Here is a 17613-nt window from a genome sequence, read left to right as displayed (position 1 = left end):
GCTTATGGGTTGTATTTGCGGCTTAGTTTGGTATCACGGGCATTCCAAGCCGCTTGGATGCGGGCAGTATTGACGGGGTCGGGTATGCTGATGCGCACTTCATAGCCAAAGGCCTCTTTGAAGGCATTGGCCGTGTAGGTGGCCACATACTCCCGCATGTTTTCGTAGAAAGTAGCTATGAGCAGCTTCAAAGGATCGTTGTAAATCCCGCGATAGCCGCGTTTCACATTAGGCACGGCCTTGAGGTGATACTGTATCCCACGGGCTACCCGGTAGATGCCCTGAATTTCGGAGGATTTCTTGAGGCCGTTTTGCATGCCCGGCACGTAAGGAAATCGATTGAGACCTTTTCCTTCCACCCACTCGGCCAAGGGTCCAATCGGCGGAATGGTGGTATAGCGAAGCTCTTTCAAGTCTTTGACCCGCAGCAGCTCCGAATAATATACATGACCCTTGATAAACCCACTGCCCACTTCCACGGCACCTTCGCGGATAGAGTTGAGCAGGTCTTCGGTATCCAGCAAGCCTTCCCGACGCACGGCATCGCGGAAAGCCTTGGCTGATTGACTCACAAAGTCCTGTAAAATTTTCTTAATGACGGGATTATTCTCAATAGGTACCATAGCGCGGCCATACAGTGATTCACGCTACGAAGAAAAAGGGAAGGAAGAGTGAAGGAAAGGACGAGAATAAATTACTCGTATGCTGTCCAATACTAGAAATTTAGTATTTTTTTATTGAATAAAAGGCTAAGGGAAATAATGATATTTGTTTTGTAAGAATTTAAGGAAAGGAAACTTTGAAAGAATGACATCCCTTTTGATAGGAATAAGAGATAGTCCAGCCGTTTAAGACACATATTTGTCGAACAATGGCCAAGCCAAGCCCCGTACCTTGCGTATGGCTCCAGCCCTTAGTAAAACGGTCAAACAACCCCTGTTCTGGAAAATCTAACAGCTCCCCAGGATTAGTAATAATGAGTTGATGTGAAGTTAGAACAATAGATACTTCGCTGGGTGAAAATGAGTATCGTAAAGCATTAGAGAGAAGATTGGAAAGAAGCACTTCACATAAGTATTGGTTGGCAAAAACCGTTAGTGAAGTCATATCAATAACCAACGTAATTTTACGAGCTATAAACAAATCGTCCATTTGTTCCAGATGCTTTCTTAATAGCTCTTTCAATTCAATAGGTTGCTTTTCTACAAATGCTTTATTATCCAACTTAGCTAATAGCAACAGATTTTTATTCATTTTGGTTAAACGCTCCACTCCTGATTTGGCCTGAACAATATAACGGGCCATTTCTTCACTGACTTCTAATTGGCTCATACGGTCTAGTTTAGATTGAATTATACCCAATGGTGTTTGAATTTCATGGGACGCATTTTCGGTAAATTCACGAAGTGCGAGATATTCTCGGCGGCTCCGCTCAGTCAGTTCTTTCAGGGATTGCTGTAATTCTTTAAATTCAGTAACGGAGGAGTCGTGCCATTGCAAAGGCTGAGACGAACTAACGGAAAACTGTTTCAGATTTTCCAAATTTAAAAAGAAAGGCTTCCATAGATTATGATTAGAATAGTAATTTAACAATACCCCCATGAGTGTTATCCCGAAAGCAACCGCCAAAAATGAGATAAAAATCGTTTTGTAGTATCGTTCCCAACCAATGTAAGAGGTCATCACCATAATATGATAATTACGTTGGTTAATCTTTTTGGTTATAGTGAGATAGTAATACCCTTCTTTTTTATCCTGCAATCGGTCATAAATCAGCGTGTCGCCCAGTCGTTTAGATGCAGCAGACGAAAAAGGCATTTCGCTAACCGAAGCAAGCGGAAAATTAATACTCCTTCCTGCGGCAAGTTCCTCCTCAATCAATTCTACCTGTAATTCAAGCTGTTCGTTGATTTCGTCGGTTACTTCTTGACGAAGTAATAAATACAAAGAAAGCCCTGCCACGGCCAAGATAAAAGTCATAGCAGGGAAGAAGTTGAGGGTAGTTTTATAAAGTAATTTCACATCGATGTAAATTTATAACCCATTCCGTATACAGTTTTGATATAATCAATTCCAGCATGGGCAATAATTTTCTTGCGAAGATTCATGGTATGTACATACACTGTATCAAAGTTGTCGACCGAGTCATAATGATCCCCCCAAAGATGTTCGGCAATCGACTGCTTACTAACAACCCGGTTTTTGTTAATAATAAAATACAAAAGTAATTCAAACTCCTTTCTCGTTAGTGCAATGAAGGTGCCGTTGCAAGAGACTGTTTTAGCTATGGGGTCAATGATTAAGTCGTCTACCACAATTTGAGGACTACCTTTAAATGATTTTCTACGTACTAATGCATTGACTCTTGCATTCAATTCCTCTAAATGGAAGGGCTTGGTCATATAGTCGTCAGCGCCAAGGTTCAAACCTGCCAATTTATCAGTTAGCGAGTCTTTTGCCGAAACAATCAAAACTCCGGCTTCTTTTTGTAATTTTTTGAGTAATTGTAACAACTGGAGGCCATTTCCTCCGGGTAAAGTAATATCTAAAATAATGACATCATACTCGTATAGTACTATTTTGTCCTCACCTACTCCAAAAGTGGTTGCTTTTTCACAACGATACCCTTGCTCAGTGAGATAAGTATCCATTTCGTCCAACAACATAGGCTCATCTTCAATTAATAGCACCTTCATCTATATGCAGAAATAATTTGTTCTAAGGTAGAAATTCCTTTTAAAACTTGTAGTTGTATCCAAACCTAATGACTTGGGTTTCGTAATAATCCGTACTGACGTAACTGAACCCCATTCCTTTGATAGTTTTTTTAATTTGCATTGTATTTAGGAGGTCAGACGCATTGATATATAGCTCCTGTTTTCCGTTTTGCATCAGTTTTTTCAACCCCATATCCAATGAAAAGCGCTGTCCGATACTACCTTGTGGAATCAAATCTGGAGCTAAATAAATAGCCGATACTTGAAAGTCAAATTGATTGGGTAAATGAAGCATTCCGTTCCATTTGATATTTCCTGACCACATCGATTCTGTTGGAGCTGCGAAGGTGTTAAGTTGAGGGTATTGGTTGACTACACTAAAAGCATTGATTTGATTTCGATACCCATTCAGATTCAGATTAAACGAAAACCGCTCGTTTATTTTCTGAGACCATACCATTTCTAAGCCAGACATATAGCTTTTACCAGCATTTTGCATAATAGAATAAATCAAAGTACTGCCAGGCACTGTACTCGCGATCCTTGTAATAGTACCCTGAGCCGCCCGATGGTAAGCTGCTGCGTAAAGATAGCCAGAGTTCCACCCTGATTTATATCCTACTTCCAAGGTATTAGTAAACTGCGGAGCCAAGGCTGGATTACCAACTTTGATAATTTCGGCATCATCGTATTTTGGAAATACTCTAATATCAACTTCATTGGGACGATCCACTCGACGATTAAAGAATAGAGATATTTTGTTGTAATCGTTGAATTTATAGGCCAGCCTCACATTTGGAAACGGTTGAGTATAATTATACCCGTCACTTTTGTACGTATTATGATTGGGGTCAACAAGATAATTGACACCTACATATTCGACTCGAAGACCCGCTTCCAATTCCAGCTTGGTGTTTTCAAAAACATAAGTACTATAAAGAGCGGGGATGTTTTCCCGATAGGTAGCCTTCCCACCTGCATTAACGTCTAAAGGTGAGTTTTGACCTGGGAAAAACTGCATATTAGTAGGAATTTCACGCCAGCGATATTTCACTCCCGCTTCCAAGCGACCATATCGAAGCGGACGTATGTAGTCAGCAGTATAATCCAAAACATGTTCATCAGACAGTAGTTTAAAAGCATCCTGCCCAGTGAAAGCAGGCATGATGTTGGTAAAAAAATATTTCTCGTCTTCTCGATGAAAGGTATAATTAAGACCTGAATTGAAAATGTGCCCGGGTTCTCTAAATTTATGCTGGAAAGCCGTTGTAGCAGTAACGGTCGTCTTCAATTCATCTTCCAAAAATTGCCACAAGCGGCGGCGCTCGGTTAAGTATTGGTTGAAAAATGGTTCATCGCCGTTGTCAAGTATTTTTTCACTACTAAACAAACCCGAAAAGCTTAAAGAATTGTGGGGATTGATGTTCCAATCCATGCCCGTACGCAGTGTACTAATGGTTGTTTTGCGATTACGTTTGGTTTGTTGGTTGATGACCTCACCCGAATCATAAGTACGAACAACGAACTCGTTTTTGTTGAGAGTAGGAGTATATAAAACATCCCCTTGGAAAAAGGTGTTAATTTTGTTTTTTCGATAATTAAGTGCTAACGAAGGGTTTAGTTTAGGGGTATTCTGAAACTGAGGACGTATATCGGGCAAGTTCTCTTTTTTAATCCATAAAGCACCCAAGCCCGCCATCATCCCGACCTTGCCGTTAAAGCCTTCTCGGTTGTTCTTTTTAAATACAATATTGATAATGCCCGCATTGCCATTAGCATCATATTTAGCAGAGGGATTATTGATAATTTCAATTTTGTCAATAGCCGACACTGGTATATTATCTAAGCTTGTCTGACTCCCAAAGCCAGTTAAAGCAGTTTGTTTACCTTCTATCAAAACCACGACTTTATCACTACCCCTAAGTAGTACTTTCCCCTCCTGCATCGTAATTCCTGGCAAATTTTGCATCATTTGCAGGACAGAACCCCCGCTTTGGGTGATGTTGTTTTCAACTGAAAATGTTTTTCGATCCAACGTTTCTTTCACTTCATCAGCTTTACCCGTCACAACCACTTCCGTAAGCGTTTGGATATCTGCTTGCAGGTCTTCTACCCCTAAATCAATAAACTCCGACAGATTACCCACAAAAAGCGGGTGTTGTTTTGGAATATATCCCAGAAAAGAAAATAGTAAAAGATAGCGTCCAGGCTTGATTTTAGTCAATTCAAAACGACCTTCCTCATTACTGATTGTTCCTGCTACAAAAGAGCTATCTTTTTCGTTTTTAAGAATTACATTGACAAATGAAAGTGAGCCTTTAGTTTGATTATCCTTAATCGACCCAGATACAGTAATGGCACTGTATTGGGCACAAAGTGAGTTGGCACAGAACAGAAAAACGACTAACAAAAGTACGCATCGAGATGGGGTGTGTAGTGTCATAAGAAATGAATTTTATGACACAAAAGAGAAAATCAATTTTAAAGAAAGTTTAAACTTTTATTGCATGATATTCACATCCCCCCCATCAGCAACGCCCCTACCGGCTTGCTGATGGGGAGTTCAGCCGTGAGGGAGGCAATGAGATAATCCACGCCATTGAGGTGGTATTTGGCTCCAAAATCAAGCTGCGCCAAGTCACTTTCGTTGAGCATCAAATCCGTCTTCAGATAAAAAGCCGTGGCTTTCATCGCCTCCGTGCGCTGCCAGTACTGCGCCGCCAAACCCGTCGCTCCCGTCCAATAGAGCGCAATCCCGTCTTTGGAAGGCAATGCTTTTGGCCAGTCATCCACTAGGCCGTGCCAAAACAAAAGACGCGGGGCAAACTTGTTGGTCGTTTGCTGAAACTGCTCCGTGATACCCGCTTGCTTTGCTACTGGATAACCCGTAGATTCATCCACCAAAAGTGTCGAAAACTTACTCTTCAGCACCGCTATTCCCGTCGGCTCTGCCAGCTCGGGCGTCAGGTAGTCGGCTGTGAGCGCTGGTTTGTCCTTCATCAGCCCGTCACCACCGTCCTGCTCACTACCCAGCTGGAGGCGTCGATTCATTTCGGGGGTTTTGATGCCACCCGCTACCAATTTTGCCGTCCAATTTTTGGTGGTGACCGCCGCCAGCCGATCCTCCCAAAAATCAATCCTCAGCTTTTTTTCGGGTGAATTGAAGGTAAACATCAGATTGGGGAGCTTGCGAAGCTCAATCAAAAATTGCTCCAGCGTCAGTTCGGGCAAGTGGTTTTTGATGACTACCTCCGTCGCCGCGTCCAATGCCCTGGTATTGTACATAATCAGGTGCTGCCACACGGGATGCGTCAAAAAATCCCCCTCAATGGTCGTGCCCGTCACGGCGGCTATTTTCAGCAACAGCCACTTCACCGAAATCATCGGCACTTTGGGCTCGGTCGTGGTGTAAGCACCACTCTCATAATCGTTGACTTTGCCCGAGTAACCAATACCCGCGCCGTTGGTACCGTAAAAATCTGGATTCAAAATCGTGGGAAAACAGCACACCTGCCCCAAAGCATCCGAAAGCGTCGACGTCAGTACCGTCGGTACCGCCACACTTCCAAAATCAATCTCCGTAAGCAGCTTGGTTTGAAAATCCCCAAAAAACTTGCCCAGCCGATCCGTAAACGCCCCCACATAGCCACCGCGTTCTGATGCTTCCGTCAGGATGAAGTAGCCCGCCCGGATCAGCTCTCCGCCAAAATACTGCTCACAATCAAACTCCCCCAGTGCTACACTAGCTTGCGGCTCATGGTAGTACTCAAACACCCGCTGATTGTTGGCCGAAAACGGAATACTTGGAAAACTCGCTTTGCTGCTCTCGATGCGGTCGTAGAGCAAGTAAGGATTGTTGAATTCCCACAACACTTTGGTTTTGGGGGCCAAATCCAACGGTTGGCCGTTGATGCGTACTCCTATCATGCGTTTTCAACTTTGATGGTTAGGGGAGAATCGGGGCTATTGATGACCACATTCTCAAACAAAAACAAGCCATTGCCCGTCACGGTTGCCGTGCGGCCTTTGCCCACCACTTGCAGCGTACAAGCCTGCATCGGGGTCGTCGAATAAGCCACCCGACACAAAATATTATACGTACCCGGCATATAAGTACTGGAAGAAGTCTGCGTCCCGCCCGCTGAAGTATTGGCCACAATATCGGCTGATTCGCCCGCAATCGCTATCACTGGCGTATCGGCGCCACCCACGCTACTCGTATTGTTTTGGATACGAAATACAAACGGCACCGTATTGTTGATACAGCTGCCATTGTCGTCAGCATAAGCCTGAGTGTTCAAGGTAGCGTACTCCGCCTCAGCGAGCGCATCGGCATCGCCCGGCCGTTCGCCCCCATACTTACCCGCTGGAATCACAATCGTGGCGGGGCCTCCCACAAACCCACTCGCGCAATTGCTGCGGTTGTAAGTTCCCAATCTCGATATGGCCACCGAGGGGAAAGGCGTCGATCCCGCCACCACCGCCGAACTCACAATCGGAGCCAGGTAATCAGGATCGCCGGGGGTGTTGGGTTTGCGAGTGATAGGCTTGTAGAGTTCTTCGTTGTCGGCATACACCTTCTCCAGCTGGGCAAATCCTACTTCACCCGTTCGCTTGCCAAATGCATTGAGGATGTACCGCAAATTGAGCCCGCGCCAGCGCGTAGGCCGCGTAGGTTGAGGAGGCGAGGGAGCCATACGGCTAAAATTGGAGGTGGTTTCGCCCAAATCAAAGGTCAATACCCGCGCTTCCAGTTTGCGCTCATCGTTGAGATACTCCAGCTGATTGCTGGTAAGTCGGAGACTTTCCAAACCTTTGTCGGTAAGTAAGTACCTTACGGGACTCAACGCCAAGTCTTGCAAACACCGCAGATACACCGCCCCATCTTGCCTGAAGTAGCCCGTCGATACCGTCAAACTACGGTCGCCTTCGCTGTTGATGACAATCAGCTCCGGTACGGTCGAAGTATTCAAATCGCGCTCGGCCAAAGTTTGCCGCACGGTAAGGCGTTCGCTGCCTTGCCCTATGAGGCGTAGCGTATCCCAGCCCCCAAGGCTATTGACGTACATCAAATAGCGGTCGGCCAGCGTGGGCATGGTATCTATCCAGTAGCGGCGTACTTCCGAAAGCCGCAGGTTGTTTTCGTCGGTCAGCCATACTTCATAGTACTTGGCGTTGGTTGGGATACTCAAGGCCACGGGTCCCACCGGGCATTGCAACACACTCAAGAGAGGCGTGCGGCTGACACTCATTTTGGTGCTGACCGTAGGCTCAGTCCCGTCTTGATACACCACCCGCGCCCGAAGCCGCACTTCTTGGGGAATAGGCGTGAAGTTGAGTACAAAAGACAGGTATTCTTCTTGGGTCGCACTGACCCAACGCTCGGCAGGAAGCCACGTCAAAAACTGCCGTGCTTCCGCTTGGTAGAGATTCCAGAATTGTTCGCCCCATGCCTCAAAATCTTTGTGGTCAAGCCCCGCTTTAATCGCATACTTAGTAGTGCCTTCCACGTCGGTATTGACCGCAGGCGTTCCCCCTTGCACTCGTTCACGCAAACGGAAGGGGGCAGTCTGTGTAACTATTACGCTAACTTGATTTTGGCCTTTGGTAGGCGCTTGGTACGTGAGTAGCCCGTCGATTTTCCCGTTGATGTGGTTGTAGCGAAACGTGGCACCTTCATAGACTGACACCGCCGAACTATCCACCGGGACTTCCCGCCCTTCAGAAGTACTCAAGGTTTCAAAAATCGACGCATTGGGATACGGCGGTACCTCAATATCCAAAAAATATTTAAGCCCTGCTCGGCTGCTCAACTCAGGATCAGCCGCCGCAATGGTATGAATCAGGGCATTGCGGGTGAAGTGCATCGGCAAAAACACCAATCCACTCTTGAGTGGGTCTATGAGCATATCAAGGTCTAAATTTTGTTCGGAGCGGCGTACCGCTCATTTCCTGACGTACCAGCATGGCTTTCCCCCATGGCCACGGCCTTCTCTGATTGATAATATCCATCGTTAGAAAATAGCCCCACACTAGCGGAAAACAAAACCAAAAAACCACTTCAAACAAAAACCGATACAGGAAGATATTAAACAGTATTTTCATCAGTGAGCCAATAAATGATTGATGTATAAGCCTACCTCAAAACTCACCTCATAGCCATAAGTAGCGTCGAGGGTTTTGTAAATGACGGGTTCGGTGCTGAAACTATTCAGGTCAAAAAGACAATCGTAAGCCTTGCTGTCCATAAACAACCGCTGCATGAGGTCGGTGGCCATGCGCTCCGCCGTTTGGTAGGCGGTATCTTGCTCGGCTTCCTCCATGCCCGCTACCACAAAAAAATACAGGGTAGTCTGGAATTTATGGACGTACACGCCTGTGTTATCATCAACACCTTTATAACGGGGACGCATCACAAAAGCCGCCGGATAAATATCCTCCGAGCGACTCGCTATCGACAGCCGATCCATGCGTTCGGCATCCGACAATTGTACGGAGGCCACCCCGTCGATGCCTTCCAAAATAGGCTGCAAATAGGTCCAAAAAATATCAGTAGGTAGCATGGGCGTCTTCATGCGCACGCATTAAGTCGCGTTCGCGTTTGTTGTTCTCTTCTAAAAACAAAAATACTTCGTGCAAATTAGCGGCGCGCGTTTGCGGTACCGACCCAAAAATCCCTTTTTCGGCCAGCGTAAAGGTGTTTTTGACGAACGATTGACCGGGGTAATCTTCGCCCTTGGAGGGGCCGTCGCCAAACAGTTCGTACATTCCAAAAACGGCGTTCATCGTGCCAATAAACCACAGATAAATGGCCGCTTGGGTCGCCGCTGGCAGCTGTGCCACTTGCGCCACCCGTTTCTCCACCAAGTGGGGATTGTACGGCTCCCGTTCATCACCGTTCCAATCGTCGCCTCGGCCTGAGCGAGCGGGGCGGCATAGGGTTGCGATGAGTTGATACAAACGTGATTCGCCCGGCTCTAGCTGCTCGGCGTAAGCTTTGGAATGCACAAAAGCATCACTCAGCTCCCCCCAACTCATGGTCTTAAAATCTTCATCGGGGAGCAGCCACCTTTCTTTGCCTATTTGGAGATACCCAAAAGGGCGTTGGGTCAAATCCGTTTGCCAAATCCAGCGTAGCGACATCAACAACAAGTGAAGTTCCTGGGCATTTTTCTCGCGGGTTTTGTCCGAAACGTGTCGGCCAAAATACCGATTCATCATGCGCCGATAGTCGCGCTCTTCAATCCCTAGCACCGCTCTAAAGAGCGCATGGTAAGTGAAAGCACTTTCTCTTTTCAAAAAAGCCACTTCTACCACCCTCGGTAGACGCTCAAGGGGTAGCTCCTGCCACGACTCAGGCAAATCATAGGTGTGAGGGTGTAAAGGAATTTTTTTCATAAAACAATACTGGCTGAATGGGTAAAATCATCGTCGCTGGGCGAGCATTGTTCCTGCATCAGCCGCGTGTGGTAGGCTGGAAAGAGACTTTCACTCGCCACCGAGTCGAGCCATTGGCGGAGTTTGGCAAGGTAGAGTTGCCCGTCGTTGAGGAGCTGCATCCGCTGCGCGTCGCGCTGCTTGCTATCCACGATATCTTCTTCACGAGTACCGTCGGTTTTTCGGATTTGGCGAATGCCCTCCTGGTCGATGAGTAACGGTAAATACGGATAGGCTTCATAGACGGCCAACGGGCCCAAGGCTTTCCGAATCCGTTCTATCAGCATTTTGTCGGTCGGGCTGAGGAGCGTGGGCGTTTGCCATTTCTCCAATAGTGCGCCGTACACTTCTTCCGTCACCGCCGGAGCAATGTACAGCTCCTCAGCGCGGCCAATGTACATGACCAAACGGTCAAAGAAACGGGCGTTTCGTCCAACCAACCCCACGTACTTATCAAGTTCTTGGGGACTTCGGAGCAAGTGGGCATTCCGGGCTTGGTAGGCTTCTGAAGTAGTCCATACCGCCGGGGCTACCACTTCGAGTTGGGTATAAAAATGCTCCAAAAACAAATCATACATCACCATGTTGGCATCTCTGGTATCGGTATAGTACCATTTGGTGGGCATGGCCGTATTTTGGGGAAGTTGTACCAACAGCCCCATATCGCTCACTCGCATCTTCAGGTGAGGCATGGCCAAGTCGTAGGCTTTCCAGCACACGACGGCTTCGGCGAGTTCGCGCAAGTCTTTTTCATCTTCGCTAGCAGTGGCCGTAATCGCCGCGATGAATCCAAACAAAGGCGCGCCAACGCGCTGTTTAAACTCTCGGTTCGCGGCCTTCAGATGACTCAGCACCGTCGCTTCGGCAAGGGCACCCTGCACCCCCGAAATGTGTTTTTTGAACGTCGCAATCGTGGTCAACATCATACTGAGCCGTGGTTAACGACGGCCGCTTTGCCCGTAGGAGCGACGTCGAGGGTGGTCAATGATACATCTTTAAACATCGGGATGATGTCCCGCTTGCCCATTGCTACGAGGCTGTGGCGCACATCCTCCAAAATGGCGTTGCGTACAATGGCCGTGCGGTTGCCCTGCTGAAACTCCGCCATGACCCGGATTTGGCTACCCGAGTCGTTGCCCTTGCCCGGATTGACCCCCGCCAAAGTAGGGAGAATCCCCATCGAATTGGCGATGCTGATGTTGGCCATCTCCCATACTTGAGAGTAGGCCGAATCCGACATCTCGTTTTTCAGGGGGACTACGTCCACGTTGTCGAGTGCCTTGCCGTCACTACCACGCAGGTATTTGATGAGCATCGTTTTGTTGACTTGCTTTTCGCCCGCCATCCAAGAGTTGAGCCGCTCCGAAAAATCCTTCCATTTGCCCTTCACGGCTTTTTCGTCGAGGGGTTTGCTGCCTTCTTTGTCAAAATAATCCATCGGCATCCGAATCAAGTACTTGATATTGTAGCCGTTTTTGATGCCATTGAAGTGAAAAATAGGGATCAAGTTGGCAAGTTCAATCCAGCTCCGCGCACACCACCACGCGGGGTAGGAGTAGTAAGGGTTGCCCGGAATCTTGATTTTGCTCTGACGCATGGTCACAAGTCGAGCGATGTTGGCCTCATGCTGATGAGGCTCAAAGACGGGCAGGCGTTGGGTATCGTTGGGACGGTAGAGTCCCCGCTCCCCAAAGTAAGGATTGACGTGGTACTCATACACGCCACCCGCTCCCGGTCGCCCCACCCGCGTCATAAATCCGTCGCTGACGTCGAGGCGGTACCAGCGTTTTTTGATGTCCCATACCCAGCGCGTAAATCGATTGGCCGTGTGGGTCATCTGGTTGATAGAGGTCACGATGTAGTCGTTGAGGTCGGTTTCGTACGCCCAATCTTCCACTTGCTGGTCGTAGAAAGGACTTAAACTCACCTTGCCTTCCACTATTTCCCTTTTAAAAAAACCTACTCCCGTGCCGTAGATGATATCGCGCAGGGCTTCGAGCTGTCCCCGCACTTGATTGTTTTTTTCGATGAGCTTGTTAATCCAGTTGGGTTCATCGTCGCCCGCTCCCCAGCGAACGTGCGGTAAGTGGTCGCTTTGGGCTTGCCACACACTCCCCACCCCAAAACTCTGGTCTCGGACGGGGGTCAGCTCCAGTACCGCATTTTGCAGCACAAAAAGCCCCTCTGATATTTGTTGTACTTTCATACGCTGTGGTCTACTATCATCCCATTGTACTCCACAATGAGGTCGATATGAATGTTAAAATCTTCGTTGGTCTGGTGGTCGTGCAGGAGCAGCAGGTGATTGTGGCCGATATGCGTTCGAAAACCCGACTGCCCGGGCGTGCGGCGAAACGACTTACTGACGCGTTTTTTGCGCGATAGGCTCCCGTCTACTTTGCGGTAGGCAATCTCAAACGTACGCAGACCGTCGCCACTGGGGATATCCTGCTGGTGCATATCGGCAAACATCGCCCGGCGTTTTATGACCTTCTTGGCCATTACTTATCGAGTTTGACGGTGAATTTGGCAATCAGGGAGGTGACCGCTCCTACGGCACCCACCAAGTAAGCCAACCATTCGGGTACGGGTAGTCCTTGCGCCACCAAGCTTTCGTGGGCCGCTCCTAAACCCACCCCGACGGCCACCACAATGCCGCCGATTTTGAAGAGTGTTTGAAAGAATTGGGGCATGGGGGCGTTGAAACGCTCCATTAGTGTCAGTTTCATGGCTTTGAGTTAATTGTTATTGGGTTGATACTTCTTTTTGGTAAAAATTCGTTCGCGGGCTTCCGTCCACAGGTGGTAGAGGGAATCATATTTGGCTTTCCAGTAAGCCGAACTATCAGTAGCTGTCAGGTAGGCTACTGGCGTATAGGGTGGCTTGGTCACAATAGAAGGTACCAAAGGTTGTTTTAAAGATACTTTTGGTACAAAACGGTACAGAATCCCCATGGAAGCCAACAAAACAATTATCAATAAGACCGTCCGATTCATGGTGTGAGGACATCTGATATCTTGTAAAATGACTTCACCGACCGCCGCACGTAGTACACGCCGTCGCCCTCTCGATTGACGGTATTGTAGGCTTGGGCACCCGAAGTGTTGGCCCCGATAGCATATACGTAGCCTTCCTCAAGGTCGATACGCTCCAAAATCTCCACGTGCGAAATCGCCCCTCCGTAAAAAATGTAGCCGATGACATCCCCCTTTTTCGGCAGCTTCAGCATTCGACGGTTGCCCCGTAAGCTTTGCTGCGTCAGTACCGTTTGCTTCGATACCAAAAACCATTCCCGCGCCCGCGCTGGATTGGCGATTTTGGGTTTTACACCCGCTTTACTGTAGCAGTACCACACAAAACTCGCGCAATAGGGCGCCACCGGACGATGCTTGTAGAGCCATGTACTCACCGCTCGGTGATAGTCCAGGATACGAGGGTGGTCGTTGCGGCCACGCGGCTCCCGCAGGCCTACTTCCCCAAGGGCAGTGTGCCAAATCTTTTCCCGTAGAGAATCGGCGGCCACTAGTCCAGTTTGCCCGCGGCTACCAGTACAAAGCACACCAATAAAAAGCCAAACAAGGCCAAGGCGATTAAATTTCGTTGCCATTGGGTTAGTTCTTTAAAGTCCTCGTAAAAATCTAATTCGGAGTGGTTGAAGGGGTTGAAGTAGCGGCCAAAACCCGGAAAGAACACATTGAGCGCGATAATCACGCTCACAAATCCGCCAATAAAAACCGAAAAACCAAAGAGAATTTTTTGGAAACTCACTTCATTGTAAACAGCCGCTTGGGGGTATTTGCCCAGTATCCAATCGCCCGAATACAGCACAATGCCCCAACACAAAAGCAGCAAGGCCACTATCTTGAGGGTGGTGACCCAAGCGGCATTGGCCGTGGGCTGTAGGTCACGCTCGGGTACGGGTGCCGGTTCCTGACCTAAATCATACTTGGTCTCGATTTCGCGGATACCATCTAGCAGGTTTTGACGCTCACGCGCCAACTGCTTGGCTTCTTCAAGGCTGAGTTTGCCCGCTACATTCATGACCGCATCCAGTTCTTTGAGTCGGTCTTTGGTGGTAGCCAGCGTATCCATGTCAATGGCACGGTCGCGCTCCAGTTGGGCTTGGCGTTCGCGGGCTTTTCGTTCACGCGCTTCACGAGCACGCTCAGCCAGCTCAGATGCTTGTTGCTCCAGTTCTTCGGGGGTATAGTCCCCTTCATTTTTCAGGATCTTCATGGCAGTATGGTTACTCAAAAATTCAGGTTTCATCTTCAGGATATTTTGAGCAAAACTCCCTCAAAATCATCCCCCAAAAAAGGACGGAATTTTAGGGCTTGAGCTTCCACCACAGCACGGCCGCCGCGCCTATGCGCCACGCCCACACTTCTAAGTTACGCCGCAGGAGTTTTTGGCGGGTTTGGCGTTGTTGTTCTTGGGCAGCATGCACCGCCGCCACCAATACAGGCAGCTGTTGTTCACACTTCTGACGTTTCTGAGTTTCGGTGTTGAGCTGCTCCAGCCAATCGGCCATTTGGCGTTTTTGGGTCTCTAGTCGCTCGGCCAAAAAATCAGCCCGCCGTAAGTCCTCCAGTATCCGATTGGCATTGCGCTGGTACTCCGCTCGGATGCTATCGCTTTTGGTACCGCTCGTTGATTGTGCGCATAGCTTCCAGCTCAGACATACGGCGCACGCTATCCAGCGCCATTTGCTCGCGAAGGTCGATGATGGTTTCATGGGTTTGGTGGAGTTCGATTTGGAGTTGGCGTAGCTGTAGCTGAAGCGTAGAATCTGATGATACTACGTAAGGCGGTGCGGTAGCCGCTGGAAGGCTAGGGTTGAGTTGGCGACCGAGGAAAATGCCCAATACGATCCCCAAACCCCCTGCTATCAAAACAGGCGTCAGGCGGTTGGAAGTACTTGGGGCGGTCGAAGGAGTGGCCGAGAGGAGCCAGTTCCTTACGAAGTTCCAAACGCGCTTCATTTGGAAAAAGCGTAGTAAAGTTCGAGGGCAATGCACCCAAAAGCCAGCAAGGCTGTAATGGCCGTGATGACGGCGCAGATAGGTAGTAGTAGCTTAGCGATGTCCCGTTTCATATTTTTTTAGGACAAAGATGAGCTACTCACCCCGCTAGCGAAAGGACATAAAAATAGAAAACCTGAATCTGTCAGGATTTACTTCTAAAGCTGAGAAGATAGGCTAGTGACAATTACTTAATTTGGGCAACTTTATCAATCAATATTCGAAGTAAATGAACTATTTCTTTCTGTGGTTCACTTAATTTTTTGTTTCCCAAACTTTCTAAAAAAAGGTCCTTATAGAGGTCATGTTCTTCAATATTCAATTCAGAACAAACTTTTTTTAGTAGGATGTGGCTTGGCCACTTCTTACCCTTCTCAATTAGAGACATATAGGTAGGAGTAATGCCAAGCCTTTCTGCCAATTCCTTTTGACTCAAGCCAGTTTTCTTTCGATATTTAGCTATCGAATGACCCACTGAACTTAACATAGTATGTTTTATTTGTTGAAAAATTATATTCCCTATTCTAATAAATCTGTTATATCTTGGTCCGTAATCTTTTCTAGCACTGTGTGTAAAAAGTGAAGATTTTTAATAATTTCGTAAATTCTTTTCCATAATTTTTGCTTACTTCTACTTCTGTCAGAAGATATGTCTAATCTCCTGAGGTCATCTTCTAAATCTTTTAACAATTTTAGCCCTTTGGTATCTTTTCGAGCCACTAAATGAGATTTTAAGTTTACGAGCACATCTCCAAACTCGTTGGTTTTAAGCGAATTAGCCATGTCTTTTTAATTGTTTTTTTTCTGCTGCTTCCATCCTGGACGTAAGCAACTCTTTGTTTAATTTGATTCATTTTTTTTCAAGTTGTGTTGAGATTACCTCAACGTTTCAGATATGTGTAACTATAATTCAATGCCACAAACCTAGGTAATATAAAACCAAAAAGCAAGAAAAGTCTAAGAAAAGTTTAACAAAAATCTAACAATAAGTTAAAGTTTTTTTTGGGACCTAGAAGTCATCCACTTAGTGTGAAAAATAACTAGAAAAAAAATCCCCCAACCAAGCGGCTGGGGGATTCCGAATTATAAACGCATAATATACATGTCTTACTCAACTCGCCGCCAATATTTACAGGCTTCGAGGTCGGCGATAAAATTTTCAATGGTATCAACACGCACCACGGCGCCGTTCCAAATTTTGATTCGATAGGCAAATCCCTCCATGTATTCTTCGAGTCCCTCCTCCGAACCAAAGCGACTGCCATCACGCAGTGCCTCCACTATTTGTTGGGGGGAGGCTCCTTCGATGGCCTCCCCGTCTTCAGTTATAAATTTCATGCGGCTAACTCTTGTTTACGGTTATGGTAAAAAGTAATTACCTCGGCTTGATTAATGCTTTTGAGCGTGTCCCAGCTGTGGTCGGTTGCGAGGTGGTTTTTTGAATAATCAACCAAGTTATGCAAAAATACGAGCCAGTTTGAGATTTTCGAGTATTCAATCGTTCCGCTGTGTTGGCGAAATTCGATGGTGTTATGGCGACTGTATGAGGTGGGGTTAATTTTAAAATATCTGCTGTTGTTAAATACCTCAGGCATTTGGTTTAGCGAGCTTACTAGGTCGATTTTAGCGTTTAGGTTTCTGATGCTATTTAAGCTGCGGCAGTAGTAGTTGGTGTTTCCGCGTCGGCTTTGTGGCATCAGCTCGTCGATTTGGTTTTCAAATCCTGCGTAGTTTTTATAAATGTTTTTCCATTGGCGGAGGTCAAAATTTTGAGCGTCAAAATGCACATGAAATCCGCAGCTTTTATTGATATAGGCGTTCAAATTTTTAAGCACTTCACATACCTTATTTACTTCTTCCAACCCTGCTTCGCCTTCCAGCACCGGACTTACGAGTTCAAAAGCGTTTACTCCGCTGATGCTGCTGTCCGAAATGATTTTCCAGTAGCTTCTTGTGTGGTGGTTGTAGCCATCCACAAAGCATCTGATTCCTGCGTTTTGTAGGCTATTAGCTAAAACGTGCATCTCTACGTTATAGGCTTCGATTTCGATACCAAATTTTTTATTGAAGGGGCTATGGTTAAAATTTTCGATGGCTACTTGGTTAAGTTTTCCTTCAGCCTTCATTTTAGCGTACACGTTCTGCACAAATCCGTAGTTGCCGTTGGTGACTAATTGCGCGATTTGGGTGCGTGTAAGTCCGATTAAAATTAGCTCTTGAATTTTGCGGGTTTTAGTCCAGCTTTGGCTTAAAATCTCTTGCGTATTCATTTGATTATCTGTGTGTTATGCGTTTATTTTGATAGAACAAACAACGCACTTGTTGTCTCGACAAGCAAGTCTTTCGGCAAGTATTTTTCAATAAAAAAAGAAGATTTTTTGATAATCATACACTCCGATTTAACTCATTTTTTTCATAGAATAAAGTTTAGTGGCATG

22 protein-coding genes are annotated in these 17613 nt (G+C 46.9%); all 22 read right to left on the bottom strand.

What is annotated here, in order from left to right:
- Nucleotides 1-2: 2 nt before the first annotated feature.
- Nucleotides 3-623 carry a hypothetical protein gene (locus G563_RS0127905; protein WP_028668242.1) on the bottom strand — a complete coding sequence of 207 codons (621 nt, stop codon included), beginning with the start codon at nt 621-623 and terminating at the stop codon, nt 3-5.
- 160 nt (nt 624-783) lie between these two features.
- Nucleotides 784-2022: a sensor histidine kinase gene (locus G563_RS0127900; RefSeq protein WP_157585664.1), complete on the bottom strand. Its 1239-nt coding sequence runs from the start codon at nt 2020-2022 to the stop codon at nt 784-786.
- Nucleotides 2019-2696, bottom strand: coding sequence for a response regulator transcription factor (locus G563_RS0127895; RefSeq protein ID WP_028668240.1), 678 nt, complete (start codon nt 2694-2696; stop codon nt 2019-2021). Before G563_RS0127895 ends, G563_RS0127900 begins: the two co-directional genes overlap by 4 nt.
- Before the next feature lie 40 nt (nt 2697-2736).
- Entirely contained in the window at nt 2737-5160 is a 2424-nt protein-coding gene (locus tag G563_RS0127890) for a TonB-dependent receptor (protein WP_037328382.1), read from the bottom strand.
- A 71-nt stretch (nt 5161-5231) separates the two neighbouring features.
- A complete protein-coding gene (locus G563_RS0127885; protein WP_028668238.1) occupies nt 5232-6644 on the bottom strand; it encodes a hypothetical protein in 1413 nt (470 codons plus the stop codon).
- Nucleotides 6641-8626: a DUF5977 domain-containing protein gene (locus G563_RS0127880; protein WP_028668237.1), complete on the bottom strand. Its 1986-nt coding sequence runs from the start codon at nt 8624-8626 to the stop codon at nt 6641-6643. Before G563_RS0127880 ends, G563_RS0127885 begins: the two co-directional genes overlap by 4 nt.
- Before the next feature lies 1 nt (nt 8627).
- The gene (locus G563_RS0127875) at nt 8628-8822 is read right to left on the bottom strand and encodes a hypothetical protein (RefSeq protein ID WP_028668236.1); all 195 of its coding nucleotides are present in this window, start codon (nt 8820-8822) and stop codon (nt 8628-8630) included.
- Nucleotides 8822-9292 (bottom strand): hypothetical protein, encoded by a 471-nt coding sequence (locus tag G563_RS0127870; protein WP_157585662.1) that lies wholly within the window; start codon nt 9290-9292, stop codon nt 8822-8824. Before G563_RS0127870 ends, G563_RS0127875 begins: the two co-directional genes overlap by 1 nt.
- Nucleotides 9267-10115: a hypothetical protein gene (locus tag G563_RS0127865; protein ID WP_028668234.1), complete on the bottom strand. Its 849-nt coding sequence runs from the start codon at nt 10113-10115 to the stop codon at nt 9267-9269. Before G563_RS0127865 ends, G563_RS0127870 begins: the two co-directional genes overlap by 26 nt.
- A complete protein-coding gene (locus tag G563_RS0127860; RefSeq protein ID WP_157585660.1) occupies nt 10112-11080 on the bottom strand; it encodes a DUF6712 family protein in 969 nt (322 codons plus the stop codon). The genes G563_RS0127865 and G563_RS0127860 overlap by 4 nt, the downstream gene beginning before the upstream one ends.
- Nucleotides 11077-12360, bottom strand: coding sequence for a hypothetical protein (locus tag G563_RS0127855; protein WP_028668232.1), 1284 nt, complete (start codon nt 12358-12360; stop codon nt 11077-11079). Before G563_RS0127855 ends, G563_RS0127860 begins: the two co-directional genes overlap by 4 nt.
- On the bottom strand, nt 12357-12614 hold the full coding sequence (locus G563_RS0127850) for a hypothetical protein (protein WP_157585658.1): 258 nt from the start codon (nt 12612-12614) through the stop codon (nt 12357-12359). Before G563_RS0127850 ends, G563_RS0127855 begins: the two co-directional genes overlap by 4 nt.
- 41 nt (nt 12615-12655) lie before the next feature.
- Nucleotides 12656-12883, bottom strand: coding sequence for a hypothetical protein (locus tag G563_RS0127845; protein WP_157585656.1), 228 nt, complete (start codon nt 12881-12883; stop codon nt 12656-12658).
- Nucleotides 12884-12892: 9 nt separating this feature from the next.
- Nucleotides 12893-13150: a hypothetical protein gene (locus tag G563_RS0127840; protein ID WP_028668229.1), complete on the bottom strand. Its 258-nt coding sequence runs from the start codon at nt 13148-13150 to the stop codon at nt 12893-12895.
- Complete coding sequence (locus tag G563_RS0127835) at nt 13147-13761, bottom strand: C40 family peptidase (RefSeq protein ID WP_157585654.1); 615 nt, start codon at nt 13759-13761, stop codon at nt 13147-13149. The genes G563_RS0127840 and G563_RS0127835 overlap by 4 nt, the downstream gene beginning before the upstream one ends.
- Complete coding sequence (locus G563_RS0127830) at nt 13677-14423, bottom strand: hypothetical protein (RefSeq protein WP_028668227.1); 747 nt, start codon at nt 14421-14423, stop codon at nt 13677-13679. The genes G563_RS0127835 and G563_RS0127830 overlap by 85 nt, the downstream gene beginning before the upstream one ends.
- A 58-nt stretch (nt 14424-14481) precedes the next feature.
- Nucleotides 14482-14889, bottom strand: coding sequence for a hypothetical protein (locus tag G563_RS38265; RefSeq protein WP_157585652.1), 408 nt, complete (start codon nt 14887-14889; stop codon nt 14482-14484).
- Nucleotides 14783-15136 carry a hypothetical protein gene (locus tag G563_RS0127820; RefSeq protein ID WP_028668225.1) on the bottom strand — a complete coding sequence of 118 codons (354 nt, stop codon included), beginning with the start codon at nt 15134-15136 and terminating at the stop codon, nt 14783-14785. The genes G563_RS38265 and G563_RS0127820 overlap by 107 nt, the downstream gene beginning before the upstream one ends.
- Nucleotides 15137-15362: 226 nt before the next feature.
- The gene (locus tag G563_RS36070; protein WP_037328381.1) at nt 15363-15662 is read right to left on the bottom strand and encodes a helix-turn-helix transcriptional regulator; all 300 of its coding nucleotides are present in this window, start codon (nt 15660-15662) and stop codon (nt 15363-15365) included.
- 32 nt (nt 15663-15694) lie between these two features.
- Nucleotides 15695-15958, bottom strand: a complete 264-nt coding sequence (locus G563_RS0127805; RefSeq protein ID WP_028668224.1) for a hypothetical protein — start codon at nt 15956-15958, stop codon at nt 15695-15697.
- Between the two features lie 324 nt (nt 15959-16282).
- Nucleotides 16283-16513 (bottom strand): hypothetical protein, encoded by a 231-nt coding sequence (locus G563_RS0127800; RefSeq protein ID WP_028668223.1) that lies wholly within the window; start codon nt 16511-16513, stop codon nt 16283-16285.
- The gene (locus G563_RS0127795) at nt 16510-17445 is read right to left on the bottom strand and encodes an amidoligase family protein (protein WP_028668222.1); all 936 of its coding nucleotides are present in this window, start codon (nt 17443-17445) and stop codon (nt 16510-16512) included. Before G563_RS0127795 ends, G563_RS0127800 begins: the two co-directional genes overlap by 4 nt.
- Nucleotides 17446-17613 lie beyond the last annotated feature (168 nt).

This window comes from Runella zeae DSM 19591, assembly GCF_000423565.1.
Taxonomy (GTDB): domain Bacteria; phylum Bacteroidota; class Bacteroidia; order Cytophagales; family Spirosomataceae; genus Runella; species Runella zeae.
This window is presented reverse-complemented; position numbering and strand designations above follow the sequence as displayed.

What these genes read in the sequence shown, in the direction of transcription:
- G563_RS0127840 (WP_028668229.1), bottom strand. Translation starts at nt 13,150, where the DNA reads ATGAATCGGACGGTCTTATTGATAATTGTTTTGTTGGCTTCCATGGGG.
- G563_RS0127850 (WP_157585658.1), bottom strand. Translation starts at nt 12,614, where the DNA reads ATGCACCAGCAGGATATCCCCAGTGGCGACGGTCTGCGTACGTTTGAG.
- G563_RS0127890 (WP_037328382.1), bottom strand. Translation starts at nt 5,160, where the DNA reads ATGACACTACACACCCCATCTCGATGCGTACTTTTGTTAGTCGTTTTT.
- G563_RS0127830 (WP_028668227.1), bottom strand. Translation starts at nt 14,423, where the DNA reads ATGAAACCTGAATTTTTGAGTAACCATACTGCCATGAAGATCCTGAAA.
- G563_RS0127800 (WP_028668223.1), bottom strand. Translation starts at nt 16,513, where the DNA reads ATGAAATTTATAACTGAAGACGGGGAGGCCATCGAAGGAGCCTCCCCC.
- G563_RS0127835 (WP_157585654.1), bottom strand. Translation starts at nt 13,761, where the DNA reads ATGGCAACGAAATTTAATCGCCTTGGCCTTGTTTGGCTTTTTATTGGT.
- G563_RS0127795 (WP_028668222.1), bottom strand. Translation starts at nt 17,445, where the DNA reads ATGAATACGCAAGAGATTTTAAGCCAAAGCTGGACTAAAACCCGCAAA.
- G563_RS0127880 (WP_028668237.1), bottom strand. Translation starts at nt 8,626, where the DNA reads ATGCTCATAGACCCACTCAAGAGTGGATTGGTGTTTTTGCCGATGCAC.
- G563_RS0127865 (WP_028668234.1), bottom strand. Translation starts at nt 10,115, where the DNA reads ATGAAAAAAATTCCTTTACACCCTCACACCTATGATTTGCCTGAGTCG.
- G563_RS0127905 (WP_028668242.1), bottom strand. Translation starts at nt 623, where the DNA reads ATGGTACCTATTGAGAATAATCCCGTCATTAAGAAAATTTTACAGGAC.
- G563_RS0127855 (WP_028668232.1), bottom strand. Translation starts at nt 12,360, where the DNA reads ATGAAAGTACAACAAATATCAGAGGGGCTTTTTGTGCTGCAAAATGCG.
- G563_RS0127870 (WP_157585662.1), bottom strand. Translation starts at nt 9,292, where the DNA reads ATGAAGACGCCCATGCTACCTACTGATATTTTTTGGACCTATTTGCAG.
- G563_RS38265 (WP_157585652.1), bottom strand. Translation starts at nt 14,889, where the DNA reads ATGAAACCATCATCGACCTTCGCGAGCAAATGGCGCTGGATAGCGTGC.
- G563_RS0127820 (WP_028668225.1), bottom strand. Translation starts at nt 15,136, where the DNA reads ATGAAGCGCGTTTGGAACTTCGTAAGGAACTGGCTCCTCTCGGCCACT.
- G563_RS0127860 (WP_157585660.1), bottom strand. Translation starts at nt 11,080, where the DNA reads ATGATGTTGACCACGATTGCGACGTTCAAAAAACACATTTCGGGGGTG.
- G563_RS0127845 (WP_157585656.1), bottom strand. Translation starts at nt 12,883, where the DNA reads ATGAAACTGACACTAATGGAGCGTTTCAACGCCCCCATGCCCCAATTC.
- G563_RS0127875 (WP_028668236.1), bottom strand. Translation starts at nt 8,822, where the DNA reads ATGAAAATACTGTTTAATATCTTCCTGTATCGGTTTTTGTTTGAAGTG.
- G563_RS36070 (WP_037328381.1), bottom strand. Translation starts at nt 15,662, where the DNA reads ATGTTAAGTTCAGTGGGTCATTCGATAGCTAAATATCGAAAGAAAACT.
- G563_RS0127805 (WP_028668224.1), bottom strand. Translation starts at nt 15,958, where the DNA reads ATGGCTAATTCGCTTAAAACCAACGAGTTTGGAGATGTGCTCGTAAAC.
- G563_RS0127885 (WP_028668238.1), bottom strand. Translation starts at nt 6,644, where the DNA reads ATGATAGGAGTACGCATCAACGGCCAACCGTTGGATTTGGCCCCCAAA.
- G563_RS0127895 (WP_028668240.1), bottom strand. Translation starts at nt 2,696, where the DNA reads ATGAAGGTGCTATTAATTGAAGATGAGCCTATGTTGTTGGACGAAATG.